General features: G+C 39.4%; 19 protein-coding genes. 16 read left to right on the top strand and 3 right to left on the bottom strand.

Annotated features, from left to right (window positions below):
• The first annotated feature begins 1 nt into the window (after window position 1).
• The 14 genes from AC0VYV_RS14725 to AC0VYV_RS14660 all read left to right on the top strand — a co-directional run bounded on the left by AC0VYV_RS14725 (window position 2) and on the right by AC0VYV_RS14660 (window position 13,825).
• The gene (locus tag AC0VYV_RS14725; RefSeq protein ID WP_226614372.1) at window positions 2-400 is read left to right on the top strand and encodes a cytidine deaminase; all 399 of its coding nucleotides are present in this window, start codon (window positions 2-4) and stop codon (window positions 398-400) included.
• Entirely contained in the window at window positions 393-1,301 is a 909-nt protein-coding gene (gene era / locus AC0VYV_RS14720) for a GTPase Era (RefSeq protein ID WP_430244206.1), read from the top strand. The genes AC0VYV_RS14725 and era overlap by 8 nt, the downstream gene beginning before the upstream one ends.
• Before the next feature lie 101 nt (window positions 1,302-1,402).
• Window positions 1,403-1,540 carry a YqzL family protein gene (locus tag AC0VYV_RS14715; protein WP_194219518.1) on the top strand — a complete coding sequence of 46 codons (138 nt, stop codon included), beginning with the start codon at window positions 1,403-1,405 and terminating at the stop codon, window positions 1,538-1,540.
• A gap of 39 nt (window positions 1,541-1,579) precedes the next feature.
• Window positions 1,580-2,329: a DNA repair protein RecO gene (gene recO, locus AC0VYV_RS14710; protein WP_303530562.1), complete on the top strand. Its 750-nt coding sequence runs from the start codon at window positions 1,580-1,582 to the stop codon at window positions 2,327-2,329.
• 205 nt (window positions 2,330-2,534) lie between these two features.
• Window positions 2,535-3,176 carry a transcriptional regulator CcpN gene (gene ccpN, locus AC0VYV_RS14705; protein ID WP_276511807.1) on the top strand — a complete coding sequence of 214 codons (642 nt, stop codon included), beginning with the start codon at window positions 2,535-2,537 and terminating at the stop codon, window positions 3,174-3,176.
• A 14-nt stretch (window positions 3,177-3,190) separates the two neighbouring features.
• Complete coding sequence (locus AC0VYV_RS14700) at window positions 3,191-4,015, top strand: pyruvate, water dikinase regulatory protein (RefSeq protein WP_194219519.1); 825 nt, start codon at window positions 3,191-3,193, stop codon at window positions 4,013-4,015.
• Between the two features lie 378 nt (window positions 4,016-4,393).
• Entirely contained in the window at window positions 4,394-4,885 is a 492-nt protein-coding gene (locus AC0VYV_RS14695; RefSeq protein WP_475365511.1) for a YaiI/YqxD family protein, read from the top strand.
• Between the two features lie 19 nt (window positions 4,886-4,904).
• A complete protein-coding gene (dnaG, locus tag AC0VYV_RS14690; RefSeq protein WP_475365510.1) occupies window positions 4,905-6,725 on the top strand; it encodes a DNA primase in 1,821 nt (606 codons plus the stop codon).
• A gap of 47 nt (window positions 6,726-6,772) precedes the next feature.
• The gene (gene rpoD / locus AC0VYV_RS14685) at window positions 6,773-7,888 is read left to right on the top strand and encodes an RNA polymerase sigma factor RpoD (RefSeq protein ID WP_194219522.1); all 1,116 of its coding nucleotides are present in this window, start codon (window positions 6,773-6,775) and stop codon (window positions 7,886-7,888) included.
• Window positions 7,889-8,255: 367 nt separating this feature from the next.
• On the top strand, window positions 8,256-9,395 hold the full coding sequence (locus AC0VYV_RS14680; RefSeq protein ID WP_475365509.1) for an acyl-CoA dehydrogenase family protein: 1,140 nt from the start codon (window positions 8,256-8,258) through the stop codon (window positions 9,393-9,395).
• Window positions 9,396-9,621: 226 nt separating this feature from the next.
• Window positions 9,622-11,277 (top strand): AMP-binding protein, encoded by a 1,656-nt coding sequence (locus tag AC0VYV_RS14675; protein WP_475373944.1) that lies wholly within the window; start codon window positions 9,622-9,624, stop codon window positions 11,275-11,277.
• Between the two features lie 215 nt (window positions 11,278-11,492).
• Complete coding sequence (gene cccA, locus AC0VYV_RS14670) at window positions 11,493-11,855, top strand: cytochrome c550 (protein ID WP_194219525.1); 363 nt, start codon at window positions 11,493-11,495, stop codon at window positions 11,853-11,855.
• 141 nt (window positions 11,856-11,996) lie between these two features.
• Entirely contained in the window at window positions 11,997-12,707 is a 711-nt protein-coding gene (locus AC0VYV_RS14665) for a tRNA (adenine(22)-N(1))-methyltransferase (protein ID WP_194219654.1), read from the top strand.
• The gene (locus AC0VYV_RS14660) at window positions 12,704-13,825 is read left to right on the top strand and encodes a Nif3-like dinuclear metal center hexameric protein (RefSeq protein ID WP_430244219.1); all 1,122 of its coding nucleotides are present in this window, start codon (window positions 12,704-12,706) and stop codon (window positions 13,823-13,825) included. The genes AC0VYV_RS14665 and AC0VYV_RS14660 overlap by 4 nt, the downstream gene beginning before the upstream one ends.
• A gap of 35 nt (window positions 13,826-13,860) precedes the next feature.
• Here the strand turns inward: AC0VYV_RS14660 and AC0VYV_RS14655 are convergent, their stop codons facing one another.
• Window positions 13,861-14,805 (bottom strand): 4-hydroxy-3-methylbut-2-enyl diphosphate reductase, encoded by a 945-nt coding sequence (locus AC0VYV_RS14655; protein ID WP_475373943.1) that lies wholly within the window; start codon window positions 14,803-14,805, stop codon window positions 13,861-13,863.
• 93 nt (window positions 14,806-14,898) lie between these two features.
• On the bottom strand, window positions 14,899-15,504 hold the full coding sequence (vrrA, locus tag AC0VYV_RS14650) for a VrrA/YqfQ family protein (protein WP_475373942.1): 606 nt from the start codon (window positions 15,502-15,504) through the stop codon (window positions 14,899-14,901).
• Window positions 15,505-15,871: 367 nt separating this feature from the next.
• Between vrrA and AC0VYV_RS14645 the strand changes: the two genes are divergently transcribed.
• Both AC0VYV_RS14645 and AC0VYV_RS14640 read left to right on the top strand, forming a co-directional pair.
• Window positions 15,872-17,149, top strand: a complete 1,278-nt coding sequence (locus tag AC0VYV_RS14645) for a DEAD/DEAH box helicase (protein WP_194219529.1) — start codon at window positions 15,872-15,874, stop codon at window positions 17,147-17,149.
• Between the two features lie 152 nt (window positions 17,150-17,301).
• Window positions 17,302-18,195, top strand: a complete 894-nt coding sequence (locus tag AC0VYV_RS14640) for a deoxyribonuclease IV (RefSeq protein WP_475373941.1) — start codon at window positions 17,302-17,304, stop codon at window positions 18,193-18,195.
• Window positions 18,196-18,221: 26 nt separating this feature from the next.
• On the opposite strand, the gene AC0VYV_RS14635 is transcribed toward AC0VYV_RS14640, so the two are convergent.
• The gene (locus tag AC0VYV_RS14635) at window positions 18,222-18,482 is read right to left on the bottom strand and encodes a DUF2624 family protein (RefSeq protein ID WP_194219531.1); all 261 of its coding nucleotides are present in this window, start codon (window positions 18,480-18,482) and stop codon (window positions 18,222-18,224) included.
• Window positions 18,483-18,538 lie beyond the last annotated feature (56 nt).

Raw genomic sequence — 18,538 nt, 5'->3', positions numbered from 1 at the left:
AATGGATAAGCAAATGTTGATTGATGAAGCTAAAAAGGCAAGAGAAATGGCTTACGTTCCCTATTCAAAATTTAAAGTAGGTGCGGCTCTTCTTTCTGAAGATGGCACAGTATTTGGTGGATGTAACATTGAGAACGCTGCATACAGCATGTGTAATTGTGCGGAGCGTACAGCCCTTTTTAAAGCTTACTCAGAAGGTCATAAAGCATATAAAGCGATTGCAGTAGTTGCAGATACTAAAAGGCCAGTCCCACCATGTGGTGCGTGTAGACAGGTGATATCTGAACTTTGTTCTCCAGATATGCAAGTTATCTTAACAAACTTAGATGGAAAAATACATGAATTAACCGTCAGCGAATTGCTTCCTGGCGCATTTTCACCGGAGGATTTGAATGAGTAAAGAAGTATTTAAGTCAGGATTTGTATCAATTGTTGGTAGACCAAATGTAGGGAAATCTACTTTGTTAAACGAAGTGATTGGCCAAAAAATTGCGATTATGAGTGACAAAGCTCAAACAACGCGCAACAAAGTTCAAGGCGTTTATACGAGAGATGATGCACAAGTTGTCTTTATCGATACGCCAGGGATTCATAAGCCAAAACATAAACTAGGCGACTTTATGATTAAAATGGCTCAAAGTTCATTAAATGAAGTCGATTTAATATTGTTCGTTATTAATGCTGAAGAAGGTTACGGAGCTGGGGATCAGTATATTATTGATCGCTTGCAGAATGTAGAAAGTCCAGTCTTCCTAGTCATAAATAAAATCGATCAAGTCCACCCTGATCAATTGTTCCCCATGATTAATTTTTATAAAGATAAATATTCATTTGCCGAAATCGTTCCGATTTCTGCTTTGCAAGGAAATAATGTGAATACACTTTTAGAGCAGGTAGTTGGCTATCTTGAAGAAGGGCCCCAATATTACCCAAGTGATCATGTGACCGATCACCCTGAACGATTTATTGTGGCAGAGCTTGTAAGGGAAAAGGTTCTTCATTTGACAAGAGAAGAAATCCCTCACTCAGTTACAGTTGTCACAGAACAAATGATCAAACGTGAAGGTTCTGATGTCATTGATATTCATGTTACAGTCGTCGTAGAACGCTCTTCTCAAAAAGGCATTATCATCGGGAAACAGGGGAAAATGCTAAAAGAAGTAGGAAAGCGAGCAAGGCAAGATATTGAAGCCCTTCTTGGTTCGCGTGTATTTATGGAGATCTGGGTGAAGGTAGTAAAAGATTGGCGAAACAAACCATCATCATTACGTGATTATGGTTACCGGGAAGATGACTATTAAGTGAAATTTTGTTAAATATTCCATCACATAAACCGACATATGTCAGGTCAAGCTAGAGGTAAGAGAAAAACTTTTTTACAAAATGAAAGGTGGGATCTAAAGTGTTAGAGTTTACCTGGAAAATATTTTGTGAAACAGGAAACATTGATACTTATCTTCTTTTGAAGGAAATGGAAACACCGAGCGATGAAGAGGGAGAATCTCTTATCGATTTGGAAGAAGTAACTCGCCTCACTTGACCTTATGGAATGTTAACAGGAAACGGTTGGTGAATGTTCTTGTTAAAAAAGGTTGAAGGAATTGTGATTCGAACCGTAGACTATGGTGAAACAAATAAAATACTAACACTTTTTACAAGAGAGACGGGTAAGGTTGGCGTTATGGCAAGAGGCGCAAAAAAACCTAAAAGCCGTCTTTCTGCTGTTTCTCAACTTTTTGTATATGGTCAGTATCTTTACCAGCATACATCCGGTCTTGGGGGACTGAATCAGGGAGAAATCATTGATTCATTTCGTTCCATTCGCAATGATCTTTTTCTTACCTCATATGCTGCTTATGCGGCAGAGCTTGTTGACAAATTAACAGAGGAACGAAAGCCTAACCCCTATTTATTTGAGATGCTCTATCAGGTGCTGCACGCGTTAGATGAAGAAAAAGACCCTGAAGTAGTGGTGTTTATATTTGAATTAAAAATGCTACGTGTTGCTGGAATAACCCCTCAACTGGATCGTTGTGCGAACTGCGGCCTTCCTGAAGGGAAATTCCACTTTTCAATTAATGAAGGTGGGTTGCTATGTCACCGTTGTCTTTCAGTCGATCCTTATCATCTTCCAATGACAAAACGAACGGCAGAGCTTCTTCACCTGTTTGCCCACATTGATCTCGGAAGATTAGGAAATATTTCACTTAAAGATGAAACTAAAAAAGAGATTAGGCACATTCTTAATTTGTATTTTGACGCTTATTCGGGCCTTTACCTAAAGTCAAAACGATTTTTGGATCAGTTAGACAAATTCAAACTGGAGTAAAAAGTCTGCGGAGAGAGAATCCGGAGGCTTTTTATTTTCAATAGAGCTAAATCAACGATATTCCATCATATAGCTTTTATTTACTTCACAATATCACTTAAAAAGTTTTTATGGCTTGATTTTTTCAAATACAGGCTCGATGCTTTCGTTCAAATGGTATAATCGTATATAATAATGAAAATACAGTATAACATTTTTAGTAGAGGTGGTGATTCTTATCCAACTGAATAATCGACAGGAAACAATCCTTCAGATCGTAAAAAACGAAGGACCTATTACAGGCGAGCATATTGCTGAAAAGCTTAGTTTGACTCGCGCAACGCTTAGACCTGATCTTGCTATCCTTACAATGGCAGGTTATCTTGATGCACGGCCAAGAGTTGGGTATTTTTATACAGGGAAAACAGGCTCACAACTTCTTACTGAGAAAATAAGAAAAATTAAAGTTGACGATTATAAGTCTATACCAGTAGTTGTCCAAGAGAACGCAAGCGTATATGATGCGATTTGCTCGATGTTTCTTGAGGATGTAGGTACGCTGTTTGTTGTAAATGAAATGGCTCATTTAGTCGGTGTTTTATCAAGAAAAGACCTATTAAGAGCTGCGCTCGGTAAGCAAGATCTTGGTAGTATTCCAGTAACAATTATTATGACAAGAATGCCCAATATTACTGTTTGCTCACGAGAAGATCTTTTAATTGAAGTGGCAAATCAGCTAATCGAAAAGCAGATAGATGCCTTACCGATTGTAAAAGATGTAGAGAACGGCATAGAGGTTATCGGAAGAATTACGAAAACAAATATTACCAGAGCTCTTGTAGATCTGGCTAAGGATGAAATTATTTAGCTTAGGAGGTTTATATGACAAATACAACAAATCGTGCAATTGTGTATGTTATTTCAGACTCGGTTGGTGAAACGGCGGAGCTTGTCGTAAAGGCGGCAGCAAGTCAGTTTGACCCTACCGATTTCGATGTTAGAAGAGTTCCTTATGTAGAGGATACGGCTACAATACATGAAGTGATGACACTTGCAAAAGAAACGAAAGCGATCGTAGCGTTTACCCTAGTGGTGCCTGAATTAAGAAAATTTCTTCTTGATGTCGCCTCAAAAGAAAATATTCAGGCTGTTGATATTATTGGTCCTATGATTGATCATATGCAAGAAGTTATTGGTAAAGCTCCGCGCAATGAGCCTGGACTCGTACATAAACTCGATGAAGATTATTTTCGTCGAGTAGAAGCAATTGAGTTTGCTGTTAAATATGATGATGGGAGAGACCCACGAGGAATTGCACTAGCAGATATTGTTCTTGTGGGAGTTTCAAGAACATCGAAAACACCGCTATCTCAATACTTAGCTCATAAAAGGTTGAAGGTGGCTAATGTGCCGATTGTTCCTGAGGTGGACCCACCTGAAGAACTATTTACTGTTGGTGAAGGTAAATGCTATGCCCTTAAAATAAGCCCCGAGAAATTAAACAATATACGCAAAGAAAGGCTAATTGCTCTTGGATTAAATGCCGAAGCGAGCTATGCAAATATGACAAGAATAAAAGATGAGCTTGAATATTTTGATACGATTATTAATAAGATGAATTGTCAGGTGATCGATGTTTCTAATCGTGCTGTTGAAGAAACAGCTAATTTAATTCTTAGCTTACATAAAGGGAAGCATACTTCTTAAAAATAGCTTGGATAGAATGATTGGTTTCATCTACATTTTCACCAAAAGCTATTTGATCTAATTTTATTGATATCTCGCCTTTTAGCTATGCTGAAAACTTAACCAGTGATGAACAAACATGAAGATAGCTTGAAAATCAATGAATCACACCATCATCGGATTGAATCTGGTCACGATGATGGCGTTTTTTTATCGTTTTTACCTGTTCAATTTAATATTTTTAGTATATAATCAAATATTGTCAATAAAAATTGTCTATAATCATATAAGAAGGCTTTAATAAGATTCTTATACTATTGAGGCTTGAACTAAAATTCTGAAAGTTAAAACATAAATTTCAAAAGAAGGATAACTCAGGGAGATGTAGAATACAGAATTATGACGAAAAAGAAACTGACGCTTTTTGTCGATGCAGATGCATGTCCTGTACTAATTAAAGAAGAAATGATGTCTTTTCAAAAAGCTTTATCAGACACCGAAATCGTTTTTGTGGCATCGTATGCTCATATGAGCACGACGTTCCGTGAAGCGAGGTGGGTTATGGTAGACTCTGAAAAGGAAGAAGCTGATCTCTACATCCATCGTCATGCTAAGAAAGGTGATTTAGCTGTAACTCAAGACTATGGACTAGCAAGTATACTCCTTCCAAAGGGTGTTTTTGTCCTTTCTCCAAGAGGAAAAAGATACACTGAAGAGAACATTTCTACTCTTCTACATACGCGTTATTTAGCATCGAAAAGTAGAAGAGCGGGTAAGCATACAAAAGGTCCGCGTAAGTTTACAAGTGAAGATCGAGATGAGTTTCGGAAAGAATTAATTAAAATTTTGTCGAATTATGAAGGAGTTCATTTCTATTTGTCGAAATTATAGAACCTGTTGGTGATAATTAATGAGTGGCAGAATCCCGGAAGAGAAAATTGAAGCGATTCGCAAATCCACCGATATCGTTGATGTGATTAGTGATTATGTCCAACTGAAGAAACAAGGAAGGAATTTCTTCGGTCTTTGCCCTTTTCATGGGGAGAGTACTCCTTCATTTTCAGTAGCTCCCGATAAGCAAATATATCATTGTTTTGGTTGTGGCGCTGGTGGTAATGCATTTTCATTTTTAATGGAAATTGAAGGTTACAACTTCATAGAAGCTGTTGAAGCACTTGGGCAGAAATCAGGGATAGAACTACCTGAAGTTCAAGACAATCAAAATAGTAATCCAAAGACAACATCTGAGAATGAGGTCATCTATAAGGCTCATGATTTTCTAGCTAAGCTTTATAATCATTGCATGGTGAAGACGCCAGAAGGCGAAAAAGCTCGTGATTATCTGAGCGAGCGAGGCTTTACAAATGAAATGATTGAGAAGTTCCAACTTGGCTTTGCCCCTGATTCGTGGGATTATGCAACGGGATATTTGGAGAAAAGAAACTATCCTATAGAAAAAATTGCAAATGCCGGACTTCTTGCGAAAAGGGAATTTGATGGAAAATATTTTGATCGTTTTCGTAATCGTATTATGTTCCCAATATGGGATCCAAAAGGAAGACCGGTCGCATTTGGAGGTAGGATATTAGGGGAAGGTGAACCGAAATACTTGAATAGCCCTGAAACAAAATTGTTTCAGAAAGGGAAGTTTTTGTATGGTTTTCATCTTACCCGTTCTTCTATCCGCTTAAAAGACCAGGCTATCCTTTTAGAAGGTTACGTGGATGTGATTACAGCGTACGGGAATGGGGTACAAAACGTTGTAGCGAGTCTTGGGACAGCATTAACCAAAGATCAGGCTAAACTTCTACGAAGACAGACAGAATCAGTGGTGATTTGTTATGACTCAGATAAGGCGGGGATTAATGCTGCTACAAGAGCCGCGGATGAATTAGTCCAAGCCGGTTGCTATGTTAGAATCGCAAAAATGCCAAACGGACTTGATCCCGATGACTATATCCGAACATACGGTGCAGAACGGTTTGAAAAGGATGTAATAGGGGCAGCGTCAACAGTAATGGCTTTTAAAATGGAAGTTTTTCGATCAGGAAAAAACCTATCGGATGAAGGAGAACGAATCCGCTACATCGAAGAAGTACTTAAAGAAATTAGCGGCCTTTCAAACCCTGTCGAAAGAGACCATTATCTTAGACAGCTATCGGAAGAATTCTCGCTTTCACTCGATGCGCTAAAGCAGCAAGTTACCCAATTTTATAAAGAGGGCAAGAAAAGTAAGGATAATGCTCCTCCTAAAAGGGATAATAATGCTAGGAAAAATTTCTATGTGAAGAAAAAGCTTCTGCCTGCTTTCCAGAATTCAGAGCGAATCTTACTTGCATATATGATGCGAGATTTGGATGTTGCAGAAAAAGTACAGGAAGAGGTTGGCGGTTCGTTTAATATTGACGAGCATAGTGCGATCGCTGCATATCTGTATAGCTTTTATGCTAACGGCCATGAGGCGGACATTAGTCAATTCATGGAGCAGCTTACTGATCCTAACCTTGTCAAAATTGCTTCTGAACTGGCCATGATGGATTTAAATGAAGACGTGTCGGATAAAGAACTTCATGATTATATTCGGCAGGTGTTAAATTATCCAGAATGGATAAAGATAGAAGAGAGAGAAAAAGAGAAAAAAGAAGCGGAAATGAAGCAAGACTTTGTCCAGGCAGCTAAGATCGCTATGGAAATTCTTGAAATGAAGAAGAACTTAAAAAATTCATTTTAAGAAATTAACTATTTTTATTGTTGAGATGTATGGAAGGAGGGGATCGAATGGCTGAAAAACCAACTCGCCAGCCGGCGGAAGGTGAATTAACCATCGATCAAGTGAAAGAGCAGTTAGTAGAGCTTGGAAAGAAAACAAGCTTAATTACTTACTCTACGATCGTAGAACGGTTGTCCCCGTTTGAACAGGATTCCGATCAAATGGATGAATTCTTTGAATATCTAGAGGAACAAGGTGTAGAAGTCATCGAAGATAGTACTGAAAACCCTTCGCCTCAAGAAGTGAATAAGGAAGAAGAATTTGATCTTAATGACTTAAGTGTTCCTCCGGGTGTCAAAATAAATGATCCTGTTCGTATGTACCTTAAAGAGATTGGCCGAGTAGACCTTCTTTCTGCAAAGGAAGAGATTAGTCTAGCACAACGTATTGAAGAAGGTGACGAAGAAGCAAAACGTCGTCTTGCTGAAGCAAACCTTCGACTTGTTGTTAGTATTGCGAAGCGTTACGTTGGTCGTGGGATGCTTTTCCTTGATTTAATTCAGGAAGGAAATATGGGGCTTATTAAAGCCGTTGAGAAATTTGATTACCGTAAAGGTTACAAATTTAGTACTTATGCCACGTGGTGGATCCGTCAAGCTATCACTCGCGCCATTGCAGACCAGGCTAGAACGATTCGTATTCCAGTTCATATGGTTGAAACAATCAATAAATTGATTCGTGTGCAGCGCCAGCTTCTTCAGGATCTTGGCCGTGAACCTGCTCCTGAAGAAATTGGTAAGGAAATGGACCTTTCTCCTGAAAAAGTCCGTGAAATTCTTAAGATAGCTCAAGAACCAGTATCTTTAGAAACGCCTATTGGGGAAGAAGACGATTCCCACCTCGGAGACTTTATTGAAGATCAAGATGCATTGGCACCATCCGATGCTGCAGCTTATGAACTACTCAAGGAACAGCTTGAAGACGTACTAGATACGCTAACTGATCGAGAGGAAAATGTTCTTAGACTGCGTTTCGGACTTGATGATGGACGTACAAGAACCCTAGAAGAAGTAGGTCGCGTCTTTGGAGTTACACGTGAGCGAATTCGCCAAATCGAAGCGAAAGCACTTCGCAAGCTCCGTCATCCAAGTAGAAGCAAACGACTCAAAGATTTTCTTGAATAGAATGGATCACTCTCTGTCTGCTCATGCAGTCAGAGAGTTTTTTTATGGCTTAATGAATCACATTCTTACCATATGTGAAAACGGTTTAGTTAAAAACTCTTTTTTTATCGTTAGTGAAACGGATCAATAAAGAATACAATTCCTGTCATTTATTTTACTGATTTTTCTTTCGTTTTGCAAATGCCGCTTTTTGTATAAAAAGCGTTAACGCCCGTTGTAGTAGGCTTCTCAAAATAGTTTGGCAAAAAAATAATATATAAAATTATTTTTATATTCTAAAATGTTGAAAAAGTAGCAATCAAAGGAGATAATGAAATGTAAGCGCATTCACATTATTGGATTTTTATTTACAGGAGGTTATTTGTTCATGAACTTTGACTTAACGAAAGAACAAAAAATGATTCAGAAAATGATTCGAGAATTTGCTGACGAAAAAGTGGCGCCAGGTGCCGAACAACGCGATAAAGAGAAAAGGTTTCCAAAAGAGATATTTCAACAGCTTGGTGACTTGGGGATTATGGGGCTTCCATTTCCAGAAGAATATGGAGGAGGCGGTGCAGATACCGTCAGCTTTGCAATCGTAGTAGAGGAATTGAGTCGTGCGTGTGGTTCAACTGGAATTACATACTCGGCGCACGTATCACTCGGAGGAGCACCGCTGAACTTATTTGGTACTGAAGAACAGAAGCAGAAATATCTTGCGCCAATCTGTTCTGGTGAGTCATTAGGAGCCTTTGGTTTAACAGAACCTAATGCTGGTTCTGACGCAGGTGGGACCGAGACTGAAGGCGTACTGAAAGATGGAGAATGGGTAATTAATGGAAGTAAATGTTATATAACCAATGCTTCGTATGCTGATCATCTTGCATTAACCGCTATTACTGATCGTAAGGATGGTAATAAAGAAATTAGTGCAATCATTGCGCCTACTTCTGCACCAGGATTTAGAGTAGTGGATAACTATGAGAAGCTTGGACTTCATTCTTCAAACACAACGGAACTTGTAATGGAAGACGTGAGAGTGCCAGAAGAAAATCTGCTGGGGAAACGCGGAGATGGCTTTAGACAGTTTCTCATTACTCTTGATGGTGGTCGAATTGGAATAGGTGCTATGGGAGTAGGGATTGCTCAGGCAGCTTATGAGAAGGCGTTACAGTATGCTAATGAGCGTAAGCAGTTTGGTCGTGCGATTTCACGCTTCCAGGCGATTCAATTTAAGCTAGCGGATATGGCGATGAAAATTGAATTAGCGAGAACGATGGTATATAAAGCAGCCTGGTTGAAAGATCAAGGGAAGAAATTCACGAAAGAAGCTTCTATTTGTAAGCTCTATGCTTCAGAAATTTGTATGGAAGTTTGTGATCAAGCTGTTCAGATTCATGGAGGAAATGGATATATGCGCGATTATCACGTTGAGCGTTATTTTAGAGATGCAAAACTACTTGAAATTGGAGAAGGTACTTCAGAAATCCAAAGAATGGTTATTGCACGAGAAATTGGTTGTTAAACTGAACGAGCGCTCGATTAGTTGTTACTCTTGAAGTTTCTTTATTATTGTCTTTTTCATAACATGAATTTATTAGTGAACCCCATTAACTAGTTAGTTTTGGTTCAAGTCGTAAAGGAGCCAAAACCAACACTGATTATTAGCTAAGCAAATACCCATGGTCCAGAAGAGAAGAAGATGATCTCTTTATCTCTTCTGGATTCTTAATGATGATAGGAGTGTTACTATGACGAAATTGCTTCATGAGACGATCGGATCGATGCTCGAAAGACAAGTGGATCAGTTTGGTAATAAAGAAGCTGTCGTCTACTCAAAAGAAAAAGTTCGATACACGTTTGAAGAGTTCAATAATGAAGTGAACAGAGTTGCTAAAGCGTTGCTAGGGTTGGGTGTTACTAAAGGAGAGAACGTAGCAGTTTGGGCTACGAATGTACCGGAATGGTTACTATTGCAATTTGCCACTGCAAAAGTGGGGGCGGTTCTTGTCACGATTAATACGAATTACCAATCATCAGAGTTAGAATATGTCCTAAAGCAGTCAGAATCCACTCGTCTCTTTTTAATTGATGGCTTCAAAGGCACTTCTTATCCTGAGGTTTTCTTGCAACTTCAAAAAAGCAATGATCAACTGACTGTTGGGAAATGTGCGATAGCTGGTCTTCCATATTTGAAAGATGTTATTTATATTGGTACAGAAGAACGTTCTTCGTTCATGAAGTGGCGAGATTTTCTCAAGGGAAGCGTATCGGTGACGGATAAAGCATTAGAAATGAGAAATGGAGAACTTGATCCAGACGATGTCATTAATATGCAGTATACGTCAGGAACGACCGGCTTTCCAAAAGGAGTGATGCTCACTCATAATAATATTCTCAATAATGGCTACCAGATTGGCCAATGCATGGAGCTCACTCATAATGACCGACTTTGTATTCCTGTTCCATTTTTCCACTGTTTTGGTTGTGTGCTCGGAACTTTAGCGGCTTTTTCTGCAGGAGCGACGATCTTTCCGATCATTGAGTTTGAACCAGAACTGGTACTAAGAACTGTGGAGAAAGAAAGATGTACAGCACTTCATGGTGTACCAACGATGTTCATTTCCGAACTCAGTCTTGCTGAATTTGAATCCTATAATCTAAGCTCGTTAAGGACTGGGATAATGGCTGGAAGCCCATGTCCGATAGAAGTGATGAAAAACGTCATGAAAAGAATGAATATGGTAGAAATAACAATAGCTTATGGACAGACTGAAGCTTCACCAGTAATTACCCAAACAAGAACCAATGATCCGCTCGAGTATAGAGTTAATACAGTGGGAAGAGCCTTACCAGGTGTCGAAGTGAAGATAGTTGATCCCGTATCAGGCCTCGAGGTTCCATCTGGCGAAGCTGGTGAGCTATGCACGAGAGGGTATCACGTGATGAGAGGGTACTACAACATGCCTGAGGCTACGAATCAAGTGATTGATGAAGAAGGATGGCTTCATACTGGAGATATCGCTAAAATGGACTCAGAGGGCTATGTAGAGATTACAGGACGTTTGAAAGATATGATTATACGCGGGGGAGAGAATGTTTACCCCAGGGAGATTGAAGAATTTCTGTATACCCATTCGTCTGTTCAGGACGTTCAGGTTATTGGAGTACCAGATGAGAAATACGGTGAAAAGGTAGTAGCATGCATTCAATTAAAAGAAAAAGAAGCAGTTAATGCTTCCGATATTCTTTTATACTGTAAAGGCAAAATTGCAAGATATAAAGTACCTGCACACGTCTTCTTTGTAGATGAGTATCCAATGACAGCTTCGGGAAAAATACAAAAATACAAGTTACGTGAATCAGCAGTTGAATGGGCAAACCTTACTTCAGAAATATCCAAATAAAAATAATTGTTGGCATCAGTGATTGTGCTGATGCCGTTTGTTTTATTAGAAAAATTTGCTATGATAAGTATAGAGTGAAATCAATGACAAATATGTGATTTGCCTCGCTTCCCCTTTTCTTTCATAGCGTTTTCAAGTAAAATAAGTTATGATTTGTTTACTCTTACATAATTGGGGAAAACGATATCAGCGAATCGGTACAAGGAGGAAAAGAAATGAAAAAGAATCCGCTTATTCCATTTGCATGGACGGCAGTTATCGGATTAATTCTCATTATTGGTGTTTCTTTCTGGGCATTGCAACAGGGCGGCGAAGAAAGTGCTGAAGGTGAAGGCGAGAAGCAAGAACAAGCTGAAGCAGCAGCACCAGAAGATATTTACGCTCAGAACTGTGCTTCCTGTCATGGCGGTGATCTAGGCGGCCAGGTTGGACCAGCTCTAAATGCTGTTGGCGGAAAGTACTCCAAAGATGAAATTCTCGACATTATTAATAATGGTAAAGGTTCGGGAATGCCAGCTGGAGTTATTCAGGGAGAACAAGCTGAAGCAGTAGCTCAGTGGTTATCTGAGAAAAAATAAGAAGGAAAAAAGCTTTCTGTGAGAACAGGAGGCTTTTCTATTTGTATGTCAATTAACCTTTACGGAATGCAAATTCTTGTTAGCTTGCATGCAGAGAGGGTAAACTATAGAGAAGAAAACTGGATAAGTAGTGGTGAAAAAATGAACGATAAATTATTATCTGAACGTTTGAAAATGGTTGCGAATTTTGTTCCAGAGGGAAGTAGTGTGGCTGATATTGGATCTGATCATGCCTATTTGCCATGTTATTTGATGAATCATCAACGTATTACTATGGCGATTGCCGGAGAAGTGAACGAGGGTCCATACCAATCGGCAATCAAGCAAGTTAAGCGAAGCGGATTCACCAATGAAATAACAGTACGTAAGGGAAATGGCCTTGAAGTCATCTCGCCTGGAGAAGTGGATGTGATTACAATCGCAGGAATGGGAGGGCAACTCATACGGGATATCTTGCTAGGCGGAGTAGAGAAGCTAGAAAATGTAAAGCGGCTAATCTTACAACCTAATGTTGCGGCACATCTTTTACGTGAACGACTTGCGGATTTGAACTGGGAACTTGTCGACGAACGGATTCTTGAGGAAGATGATAAAATTTACGAAGTCCTTGTATTTGATGCTGGCAATGGAAAGCAACCCTACGCTGGAATGGATGGCAAAGAACTTCAAAAGAATTTACTTGCGGGCCCCTTTCTCCTAAAGGATAGAAATGAAGCGTTTATGAAAAAATGGCAGATTGAATTAAAGAAAAGAGAACGGATCTTACAGTCTCTTACAAATACAGAAGGTGTTTCTGACAAAGAAGCGCAGGTAACGAATGAGCGTGACATCATTAAGGAGGTACTCTCATGAGCAAGATAGCTTCAGCTCAGGCGATTATTCAAGAATTTGAGGCCTGGTCAAAAAAGAAGTATGCCGAAAATGGTGATCCAATTGGATTGCAAATCGGAAGCTTAAACAAAAAGGTTAAAAAGGTAATGACCGCGCTTGATGTTCTTCCCAACGTGGTAGACGAAGCGGTTCGAGAAGGGGTAGATTTAATTATTGCCCATCACCCCATTCTTTTCCGTCCTCTTAAGAAAATCAATTTGGATACAGAACAGGGGAAAATGGTTGAGAAGCTAATTAAAAATGACATCACTGTTTACGCGGCACATACAAATTTAGATGTTGCACCTGGTGGCGTGAATGATATGCTAGCGGATGCATTAGGACTACAAGAAACGAGCGTTCTTGTTGAAACATTTCAACGAGAACTAAAGAAAATAGCTATATTCGTTCCAATTACACATCAGGAACAAATTAGAACAGCTCTTTCGAAATCAGGAGCAGGGTTTATAGGTGAATATAGTGATTGTACATTTACTTCTCAAGGAACTGGCCGATTCAAGCCCACAGTTCAAGCGCAGCCATTTATTGGTGAATCAGGAGAGTTAGAAGCTGTTCAAGAGGTGAAAATTGAAAGCATTTTTCATGCAGATCAACAAGCGAAGGTTTTAAATGCTGTTAAAAAGGCGCATCCTTATGAAGAAGTAGCTTACGATATTTATCCTTTAGAAAATGAACCAGAAAAGCTTGGGCTGGGAAGAATAGGTCATCTTGATGCAGAAATGACATTAGAAGATTTTGCTGGTTTTGTGAAAGAGAGGCTTGGCGCAAGTGGTGTTAGAATTGTAGGCAACCTTACTTCTAAAATAAAAAAAGTTGCTGTGTTAGGTGGAGACGGTAATAAATTTATTAGTGCAGCTCGATTTAGTGGAGCAGATGTATTTGTATCAGGTGATATTTATTACCATGTAGCTCACGATGCTATGATGGAGGGGCTCCAAATTATTGATGCAGGCCATAATATTGAAAAGATTATGATTGAGGGTGTACGGGAAAAATTGCAGGCTTTTGTAGAAGAGAAAAATTTTGATACGGTTATTATGTCTTCACAAGAAATAACGGACCCCTTTCAGTTTAGATAAACAAAAATCCCGCCTAAAAGTAGGCGGGATTTTTGTTATTTTTTCACTTTCACTTTAGGGAGAATTTTAGAAGAAGGAACGCTTAGCTCACGAGTCCACGTTTCTTCGTTGTCAGGATCATATTGATCAAGAAAACGTATCACTTCTTTTGTAATCGGAGTTGGTGTAGAAGCACCTGCAGTTACTCCAACTGATTCAACACCTTCAAGCCATTCAAGCTTTAATTCAGAAATATCCGCAATCCGATAGGCTGGTGCGCCAGCAACTTCAATGGAAACTTGGGCAAGTCTATTAGAGTTGTTACTCTTAGGATCTCCAACTACAAGAACTAAGTCTGTATCACCTGCTTGTTGGGCTACGGCTTCCTGACGAACTTGAGTGGCATTACAAATTTCATTATGAATAACCGCATGTGGATAACGTTCCATTGCTTTTTCCATAATTTCTTGAACATCCCACTGACTCATGGTCGTCTGATTTGTAATAATGATGTTATCACAATCGATTTCAAGTTCATCAACTTCTTCAGGCTTTTCAACAAGATGCACAATGTCAGGAGCAATCCCCATCGCACCTTCAGGCTCAGGATGGCCTTTTTTGCCAATATAAATGACGTGATAGCCCTCTTTTTGTTTTTCGCGAATTAAATCATGTGTCACTGTTACATCTGGACAGGTAGCGTCAAGTACAGTTAGGCCCTTTTTCTCCGCTAGCTCTCGAACCTGAGGTGAAACACCATGCGCAGTGAAAATGACAGTTCCTGATTCTACTTTTTCGAGAATTTCCATCCGATTTGGTCCATCAAGTGTAATGATACCATCATCTTCAAATGCATCTGTCACGTGTTTATTATGAACGATCATCCCGAGAATAAAGATCGGGCGCGGTAATGTTTTATCTAATGCAGCATTTCGTGCAATTACCATAGCATCGACAACACCATAGCAATAACCTCTTGGCGAAATTTTAGTTACTTTCATCGAGTACCTCCTCAACCCAAATACGGATTGTTGTATAACTGTTCTTACTCAATTATAAAGGAGATTCCGAGATAACTCAATGAATCACGATGTTCATACATAGAGTTTCGGCTTAGACTTGATACTGATTTCATTTGAGCTTGTTGTTTTTGTTTTTTTCTTGGCTTTTACTCCAGCGGGCTGCTTAGTTGATTTTTTCTTTGGGGTTTTTTTCTGCTTGATCGTTTTTTCTTTGACTTCATCCTCTGTTTCGTCCTCTTCACTTGACCCTGAAGACTTCTGATATTCCTTAAACAAAGCAATCATTTCTGGGAGCTGCTTAACCATTGGACCGTATTGTTGTACCATTGGTTTAATTGTATCAGCAGCCTGCATCACTTTTTGAACATTTTGGATCATTCCCATCATATCCATGCCACCCTGTCCGGCACCCGGAAGGATTCTAGAGAGCATGCCGGCTTGTTGGGGTAAACCTGGGATGGTACCTCGTTGCATGGCTGGAAATGCTCCTGGAGGAGTCGGGAGTCCCTGACTTCCTTGAGGAGCGCCTCCTCCTAAAAACCTGGATAGCAGACCGCCGCCTCCTGTTTGCTGAGGCTGTGTAAATCCTGGCCCAGGACTTTGAAACCCTCCTCCGGAAAATGGAAAGCCCATACCTGGACCCGGACCACTTTGGGGGGAGGGAGGAAATTGATTCATGTCTTACCCTCCTTATGATAACTTGACCATAATAAGCTCTTGGTATTAATATGGTATGCCACAAAAATAGAAGGTGTGAGAATAGAGATTAATGGGCAATACAAGTAATGAGAAGTTGTATGAAGTGAAATTAGTTAGGGCATCGCTTTACTAATAAAATGGTGTTCGACGATCCAATCTTATAGTTTTCTGTTGTTCTTGTTCGGTGACTATGGCAAACGTGTAGCAAAATTGAAAAACGATCACTTTCATCGAATTTATGGCTTTCTAAAATAAATAAGAGGATCGCTCTTCCCTTAACGTATGGCGCTTTGAGCAAAAATGTTCTATAATACAAGTTGGATTAATGGATGGAGGAACAATAATAATGAAACACTTTGATAGATTAGGGCTTAAGCCTTTTTTAGTTGATGCTCTAGAAGCTCAGAAATTCAACAGACCAACCGAAATACAGGAGAGACTGGTCCCAGCGATACGTAATGGTGACAGTGCGATCGGACAATCGCAAACAGGATCAGGCAAAACGCTTGCTTTCTTACTCCCACTTATTCATCGAATTGATAGTGGATTAAATGAATGTCAGGCTGTTATTACAGCGCCTACGAGAGAATTGGCCGATCAAATTTACAACGAATCGTTAAAATTGATCTCTACCCTCCCTGAAGAAGAAGCAATTTCTATTAAAAAGGCTGTAGGTGGAACTGATCGTAAACGTATGATTAGTCGTATGAAAAATACACCCCATATTGTCATCGGCACTCCTGGGCGTATTAAGGATCTTGTCGAAGAGCAGGCGCTAAGCGTTTTTCCTGCAACGATGCTTGTTGTTGATGAAGCGGACCAAATGTTGGACATGGGATTCATTGAAGATGTAGACTATATCGCATCTCGAATGGCAAAACAATTACAAATGCTTGTTTTCTCTGCAACTATTCCAAAGAGCTTGCAGCCATTTTTGAAAAAGTACATGGACAATCCTAAATTTGTAGAAGTGAATGCAGAACAAGTGACGGCTGATAAAGTAGAAAACATTTTTATTCCTGCACGATATAAAGAGAAGAAAGAGCTACTTTTAAATGTGACTAAGGCAATTAATCCTTATCTTGCTCTTGTCTTTACTAACACTAAACAAACGGCAGATGAAGTGGCTGACTTCCTTATCGAAAATGGCCATAATGTTGAAAGACTTCATGGTGGTGTTCAAGCACGTCAGCGTAAACAAATCATGAAGAAAATTCAGGAAGCTGAATGTCAGTATGTAGTCGCAACTGATCTTGCTTCAAGAGGGATCGACATTAAGGGCGTTTCACACGTGATTAACTTTGAACTACCAAAAGATCTTGATTTCTATATTCACCGAGTAGGACGTACAGCAAGAGCAGGTCACGATGGAATAGCATATACATTGGCAGAACCATCTGATCAACAAGCTATACAAAAGCTATCTTCAAAAGGCATTAGCATTGAGTACAAAGAAATTAAAAATGGTGAGTGGGTAGAAGCGAAGCCCGTAACTCCAAGAAAAAAGCCTACCTCATCAAAACCTGAGGTTTTTGTACCTAAGCCTAAGAAAGTAAAACCAGGCTATAAAAAGAAAATGCAGCAGGAAAGAGATCGTATTCAGCAAAAGCGCGGTCGGAAATAATTCAAAACCCTCTTATGACAGAGGGTTTTTGTCTGCTTAATCGTATGAGAGGGCATGTGTTAAGTTTACTTTTTCAATCGACATGAATAGATGGCAGATTAGCAAAAAAGGTATAATAAAATGATGAAGTGAAAAGGGAAGGATTGAAGATAATGTTAAAAATAGGTTCACATGTTTCAATGAGCGGTGATAAAATGCTTCTAGGAGCAAGCGAAGAAGCTGTTTCATATGGCGCTACAACCTTTATGATTTACACGGGTGCACCTCAGAATACGAGGCGTAAAGCGATTGAAAAGCTTAATATTGATAAAGGTTCGGCCCATATGAAAGAGCATTGTATCAGTGACATTGTTGTCCATGCGCCATACATTATTAATATTGGTAACACTACAAAACCTGAAACCTTTCAACTCGGAGTTGATTTTCTCAGATCTGAAATAGAGCGTACACATGCTCTTGGTGCTCGTCAAATCGTGCTCCACCCTGGTGCTCATGTAGGTGCTGGGGCAGATAAAGGAATTCAGAAAATTATCGAAGGATTAAATGAGGTGCTAACAGCCGATCAAGAAGTTCAAATCGCTCTTGAAACAATGGCCGGTAAGGGTTCTGAGTGCGGAAGAAGCTTCGAAGAACTAGCTCAAATTATTGATGGTGTTACACATAATGAAAAGTTATCCGTTTGTTTTGATACTTGCCATACGCACGATGCAGGCTATGATATTGTGCATGACTTTGACGGGGTTCTAAATGAATTCGACCGAGTAATCGGAGTGGATCGGTTAAAGGTGCTTCACGTGAATGATAGTAAAAATGAGCGTGGTGCGTCTAAAGACCGTCATGAAAATATTGGGTTTGGTTATATTGGCTTTGATGCACTTAATAAGGTGATTCATCACCCTCAATTGAAAGATGTTCCGAAGATCTTAGAAACGCCTTATGTAGGAGAAGACAAGAAAAATAAGAAGGCGCCTTATAAATTAGAGATTGAAATGCTTCGAAATCAAAAGTTTGATGAAGATTTAAAAAGTAATCTAATGTCTGTCTAACAAAAAACCGCTTAAGCGGTTTTTTGTTATTGGGTAAGAAAAGAGAGAATTAACTTGTTTACGCGTGACGCAACCGAAGGACTAACTTCACGACTAATTTTCATTAATATACGTTTTCGTTGCGTTTGGTTCGCAATATCAATATTCTCTTGTTTTAAAATTTGCACAATTTTCTTTGCATCTGTTGCTGAAAGTGTAATACCATATTGGTTAGATAGTTGAAGCAATTCCTCTGTTGTAATACGATTCAATTTGAAATTTACAAGTTGAAGCTGTATTGGATTCATCACGATGCCCCCTTTGCCTATCTCATACTATGCACACAGTTCACGATGGTGTTCGC

The sequence above is a fragment of the Anaerobacillus sp. QJM3NY_17 genome (assembly GCF_056173665.1).
This window is presented reverse-complemented; position numbering and strand designations above follow the sequence as displayed.